This is a genomic window from Synechococcus sp. R8-2 (genome assembly GCF_047461715.1).
In the GTDB taxonomy this organism is placed as follows: domain Bacteria; phylum Cyanobacteriota; class Cyanobacteriia; order Thermostichales; family Thermostichaceae; genus Thermostichus.
This window is the reverse complement of record NZ_JANSHQ010000328.1, coordinates 1-5,399: the sequence shown is the minus strand read 5'-3', so window position 1 is coordinate 5,399 and position 5,399 is coordinate 1. Positions and strand designations below refer to the sequence as shown.

Here is a 5,399-nt window from a genome sequence, read left to right as displayed (position 1 = left end):
GCGGTCAAGAGTATTTCTGCGGATGAAATTGCAGATGGGATCCTCAGGGGCTGGGCTGCAACCGTTTGCGCAGAGACTCCGAGCGCCGCTTAGCAATGGCATTTCGGGGATCCAACTTCAGGGCAGTTTCGTAAGCTTCCAGGCTTGGGCCATAGAGATTTTTCTTCTCATAGGCATGGGCCAGATTGTTCCAAGCAGTTACATAACCGGGATCCGCAGCCACGGCATCCTTGTAGTAACGGATGGCCAAGTCGTACTGCCCCTGGCTGAAGTAGGCAAAACCGAGGGCGTTGCAGACGGGGGGAATGTTCTCCCCGGCCACTTCTAGGGCTTTTTTAAGCTGGGCAACCGCCTGGTCGTAGAGGCCTTTTTGCAAATAGACGCTGCCCAACTCGTAGTGCTCCTGCGGGGATCCCTTGCCTTTGCTCAGGCGGGGCTGCAGCTCACGGATGACCTTTTCCTGGGCCCGTACCCGCAGCACCTCCCGCAGGACAAAGAAGCCCGCCACGCCGAGGATACTGGCCAGAGCCACCAAATACAGGAGGGGAACGTTAACGCCCATTTTGCTTGATCCACTTGCCTGTGACTGGCCTCGCTGGCGTCACGCCTGCAGGTGAGCCTCGATAAACCAAAGATCTTTGTCAATCTGGCGCGAGATCTCGGTGAACAGGTCTGCTGTGTCGGCATCCCCCAGTTCGGTGGTGCGGTCAATGTTGCGGCGGACGGAAGCTGCATATTGAGCGTAACGGGCTGCCAAAGCCTGCAGGTGATCCCGACCCTCTTCAGCGGCCAGATCGTACTCCGGCAAGGTGGAGGTTTGGGCAACGATGCGAGCCGTGCCGCGGGCGATGCCCCCCAGCGCCGTAACCCGTTCCGCCAGCATGTCCACGTAGTTTTCCAGGGTGCCGGCGAAGGTGTCGAACATCTCGTGCAAGGCGATGAAGTGCATGCCTTTAACGTTCCAGTGGGCCTGTTTCACCTGCGTCTTCAGATCCAACGTGTCTGCCAAGGACTGGTTGAGCAGCTCCACCAGTTGCGCGCGAGCCTCTGCCGGCAAGTCGATCCGGGTGGGGTAGAGACGGGTTTTCTCGGCGGTAACCATGGCCAACCTCCTAACTGTGTTTCCATTATCGGGGATCCGCTTCGGCTTCCCAACTGAGCCCATGGTAACACAAACTCAAAATGAGTATGAGTTAGGAGGAGTCTATAGAGTTACTTACCGATGCAGAAGCGGCTGAAAATCTGATCCAGCACTGATTCCGAGATCTCCTCGCCGGTGATCTGGCCAAGGGCATGCAGGGCGCCCCGTAGGTCGATGCTCCAAAAGTCCAGGGGGAGCTGAGCTTGGATGGCCTGCCCCACCTGTTCCAGGCTGGCTTGGGCTTGTTGGAGGGCAGCGGCCTGCCGCTGGTTCAGGCTTATCTCCAGATTGGGCTGGGGACGTCCCTGGGTGACAAGCTGCTCCAGGGCTTCTTCCAGCTCCGGGATCCCTTTCCCTTGGGCGGCAACGGCGGGGACGCGGTGGGCAATCTCGGGGGGGAGAGGGATCCCCTCTGGCGGGGCGAGGTCGGTTTTGTTGATCACCAGGATGAGGGGGCGATGGCGGATCGACTCGTAGATGGCGGCGTCGGCAGCCGTCCAGCCCGCTTGGGCGTCGATGACCAGCACCAGCACATCGGCAGCCTGGGCTAGGCGTTGGGAGCGCTCCACCCCCAGCCGTTCCACCGGATCTTCGGTGGCGCGGATGCCGGCAGTGTCCAGCAGTTGAACGGGGATCCCTTTTACCACCAGGTGGGATTCCACCACGTCGCGGGTGGTGCCGGGCAGATCGGTGACGATGGCCCGATCCTGTCCTGACCAGGCATTGAGCAAGCTGGACTTGCCCACATTGGGCCTCCCGACGATGGCCACCTTCACCCCGGTGCGCAGCAGTTGTCCCCGTTCTGCCGTGGCCAGCAGGGCTTGCATCTGGGCTTGAATAGCTTGGAGCCGGGCCTGCCAAGCGGCAACATCCAAGGGGGGCAGATCCTCTTCAAAGTCGAGGCGAGCCTCAATTTCTGCCAACAAACCCAGCAGCTCCTGGCGCAGGGCGCGAATGGATCCCCCTAACTTACCCTGCAAGCCTGCTAGGGCCATCCGGGCCGCCTGAGGGGAGCGGGCCGCCACCAGATCGGCCACACTCTCGGCCTGGGTGAGGTCAATGCGGCCATTCAGAAAAGCGCGCAGGCTAAACTCCCCCGGCTGAGCCAGCCGCGCCCCCTGCCGCAGGCATTGTTGCAACGTGGCCTGAACCACCATGATGCCACCGTGGCAATGCAGCTCTGCCACATCTTCGCGGGTGTAAGAACGGGGGGCCTGCATCCAAACGGCCAGCGCTTCGTCTAGGATTTGGCCTTTCTCGTCGCGGATCCAGCCGTAGAGGAGCCGATGGCTCTCCCAGACTGCGCTGCGGCGGGCAGGGGTGAAGATGGCTTGGACAATGGAAAGGGATCGTGACCCGGAAAGGCGCACAATCCCCACGCTGCCCTGTTCAGGCACCACCGCAGTGGCAATGGCAGCGATCGTATCGGCCAGGGGCGCAGTCGGATCCATCCCAAATAGAGCCCTGAGGGAGTTCGAGCAGCCGTTGGATTACAGCTCGGCATCCACTGGATTACAAATCGACATTCAAGTTAAAAAGCCACGCCCTCAGGCTGAGGGCAAGGTAGCCTGACAGTGGAAACAACGCTCCTCCCAGTCTTTATGAAGCCGCTACGCACGTTTAAGGTCACTCCCTACCTGCCTACTCCGCTGGAAAGTCTGCGCTTGTTGGCTTACAACCTGCATTTTAGTTGGAACGTAGAAACCCGCAGCCTATTCCGGCGCATGGATCCCGATCTGTGGGATGCCTGTGCCCACAACCCGGTGGCTCTTCTGGGTCGGATCCGGCAGGAACGGCTGGATGAATTGGCGGAGGATCCCGGCTTTTTGGCCCAGTTGGAACGGGCCAGCCAACAACTGCAGAGCTACCTGCAGGAGGACACTTGGTATCGCAAGTATCGTTCGGCCCAAGCGGTGGAAGGGGAGTGCTACGCCTATTTTTCGGCAGAGTTTGGTTTGGCGGATTGTCTGCCCCTCTACTCAGGCGGCTTGGGGGTTTTGGCCGGGGATCACCTCAAGGCGGCCAGCGACCTGGGCTTGCCCCTGGTGGGTGTGGGCTTGCTCTACCAAAAGGGGTATTTCCGCCAGTACCTCAACCCCGACGGCTGGCAGCAGGAACGCTACCCAGTTAACGATTTCTTTAACATGCCCCTGGAGCTGCAGAGAGATGCGGAGGGCCGCGAAATTCGCATTGAGGTGGATTATCCCAACCGCAAGGTGTTCGCCCGCATTTGGAAGGTGACGGTGGGGAGGGTGCCCCTCTATCTTCTGGACACCAACATCGAGCCCAACAGCCAGTACGACCAAGACATCACCGATGAGCTGTACGGTGGCGACCAAGATCTGCGCATCCACCAGGAGATCATGCTGGGGATCGGCGGCGTGCGGGCTTTGCGCGCCCTTGGCATCCATCCCACCGTCTACCACATGAACGAAGGGCACTCGGCCTTTTTGGCAGTAGAGCGGATTCGCCTGTTGATGGTGGAGCAGGGGCTGAGCTTTGAAGAGGCCTGGCAGGTGGCCAAGTCCAGCCAGATGTTTACCACCCACACGTCGGTGCCCGCCGGGATCGACCTATTCCCGCCCGACAAGATCGATTACTACCTCGGCTTCTACTACAGCCAGATGGGCCTGAGCCGGGAGCGCTTTTTGGCTTTGGGACGGGAAAATACCGGCGACTTCCAATCTCCCTTCAGCATGGCGGTGCTGGCCATCAACATGGCCTCTTTTGTGAACGGTGTGAGCAAGCTGCATGGGGCGGTTTCCCGCAAGATGTTCAGCCGGCTGTGGCCTGGGATCCCGCTGGAAGAAGTGCCGATTACTTCCATCACCAACGGGGTACATGTCCGCACCTGGGTGGGGGAGGAGAACCAAGCCCTCTACGACCGCTACCTGGGGCCGGATTGGGCAGAGGCTCCTCCTTCGGATCCCCTCTGGCAAAAGGTGGATCGGATTCCGGATGGGGAATTGTGGCGGGCCCACGAGCGCAGCCGCTCCCGCCTGATTAACTTTACCCGCGAGCGCTTGATGGAACAGCTCCAGAAACGGGCTGCCTCAGCGGCTGAGATCCAACGGGCCTCTGAGGCCCTCAACCCGGAGGTGCTTACCATTGGGTTTGCCCGCCGCTTTGCCACCTACAAGCGGGCCACCCTTTTGTTCCACAACCTGGAACGGCTCAAGGCTTTGCTCAACCATCCTCAGTACCCGATGCAGTTTATCTTTGCCGGCAAGGCCCACCCCCGCGACATACCCGGCAAAGAGCTGATCCGCCAGATCGTGCAGGTGTCGCGGCAGCCGGAGTTTCGCCAGCGCTTGGTTTTCATTGAGGACTACGACATGTATGTCACCAGCTTGATGGTGGCCGGGGTGGATGTGTGGCTGAACAACCCCTTGCGCCCCCGGGAGGCCAGCGGCACCAGTGGCATGAAGGCGGCAGCCAACGGTGGACAGAACCTCAGTATTTTGGACGGCTGGTGGGACGAGGCTGACTATTACCAGACCGGCTGGCCCATTGGCCGCGGTGAGGAGTATGAGGATCGCGCCTATCAAGATGAGGTGGAGTCGAATGCCCTCTACGACCTGCTGGAACAAGAGGTTGCCCCTCTCTTCTACCAGCGCGGCAGCGATGGCCTACCCCACCAGTGGATCCAGCGCATGAAGCAGGCGATTCGCCTCAATTGCCCCCAGTTCAGCACGCAGCGCATGGTGTTGGAGTACGTCCAGCGAGCCTACATTCCTCTCAGCAACTACTTCGACCGCATGCGCCGTGACCACTTCGAGTCAGCCCGCCAGTTCGTTCGTTGGCAAAACCACCTGCAGGAGCATTGGTACAACATCCAGGTTCTCAACGTCCAGATCGAAACCCCGAAGAAAGCTGCCGCTGCCGGCCTTGCCTTGGCACAGGATGACCAAGTGGTGATGGCCAGGGATCCCCTCACCGTGACGGTGGAAGTGCGGCTGGGATCCCTGCGACCTCAGGATGTGATCGTGCAAGCTTACCAGGGGCCGGTCAATGATGAGGGCCAGATTCAGAAAGGACAGGCAATCTCCCTGCGCTATGTGGAGACGGTGGAGGATCGGGCCATCTTCTCCGGCCAGATTTGCTATGAGGCCAGCGGCTTGCAAGGGTTAGCCATCCGCTTGCTGCCCTTTCACCCCGATATGCACGATCCCTATGAGCTGCGGTTGATGCTCTGGGCGTGACATACTCCCATCACTGACCCTACGGGTACAGTGTGGGCTTCTCGCTTCATCGGGGA

4 protein-coding genes are annotated in these 5,399 nt (G+C 60.2%); 1 reads left to right on the top strand and 3 read right to left on the bottom strand.

All coding sequences use genetic code 11. From position 1 onward, the window contains the following. Nucleotides 1-43 precede the first annotated feature (43 nt). The 3 genes from NW819_RS08420 to mnmE form a co-directional block, all read right to left on the bottom strand. A complete protein-coding gene (locus tag NW819_RS08420; protein ID WP_011434229.1) occupies nucleotides 44-562 on the bottom strand; it encodes a tetratricopeptide repeat protein in 519 nt (172 codons plus the stop codon). Nucleotides 563-601: 39 nt separating this feature from the next. Further along, nucleotides 602-1,102: a DNA starvation/stationary phase protection protein Dps gene (gene dps, locus NW819_RS08415; protein WP_414413484.1), complete on the bottom strand. Its 501-nt coding sequence runs from the start codon at nucleotides 1,100-1,102 to the stop codon at nucleotides 602-604. 110 nt (nucleotides 1,103-1,212) lie between these two features. Then, the gene (gene mnmE, locus NW819_RS08410) at nucleotides 1,213-2,592 is read right to left on the bottom strand and encodes a tRNA uridine-5-carboxymethylaminomethyl(34) synthesis GTPase MnmE (RefSeq protein WP_414413483.1); all 1,380 of its coding nucleotides are present in this window, start codon (nucleotides 2,590-2,592) and stop codon (nucleotides 1,213-1,215) included. A gap of 150 nt (nucleotides 2,593-2,742) precedes the next feature. Between mnmE and glgP the strand changes: the two genes are divergently transcribed. Further along, complete coding sequence (glgP, locus tag NW819_RS08405; RefSeq protein WP_414413482.1) at nucleotides 2,743-5,343, top strand: alpha-glucan family phosphorylase; 2,601 nt, start codon at nucleotides 2,743-2,745, stop codon at nucleotides 5,341-5,343. Nucleotides 5,344-5,399 lie beyond the last annotated feature (56 nt).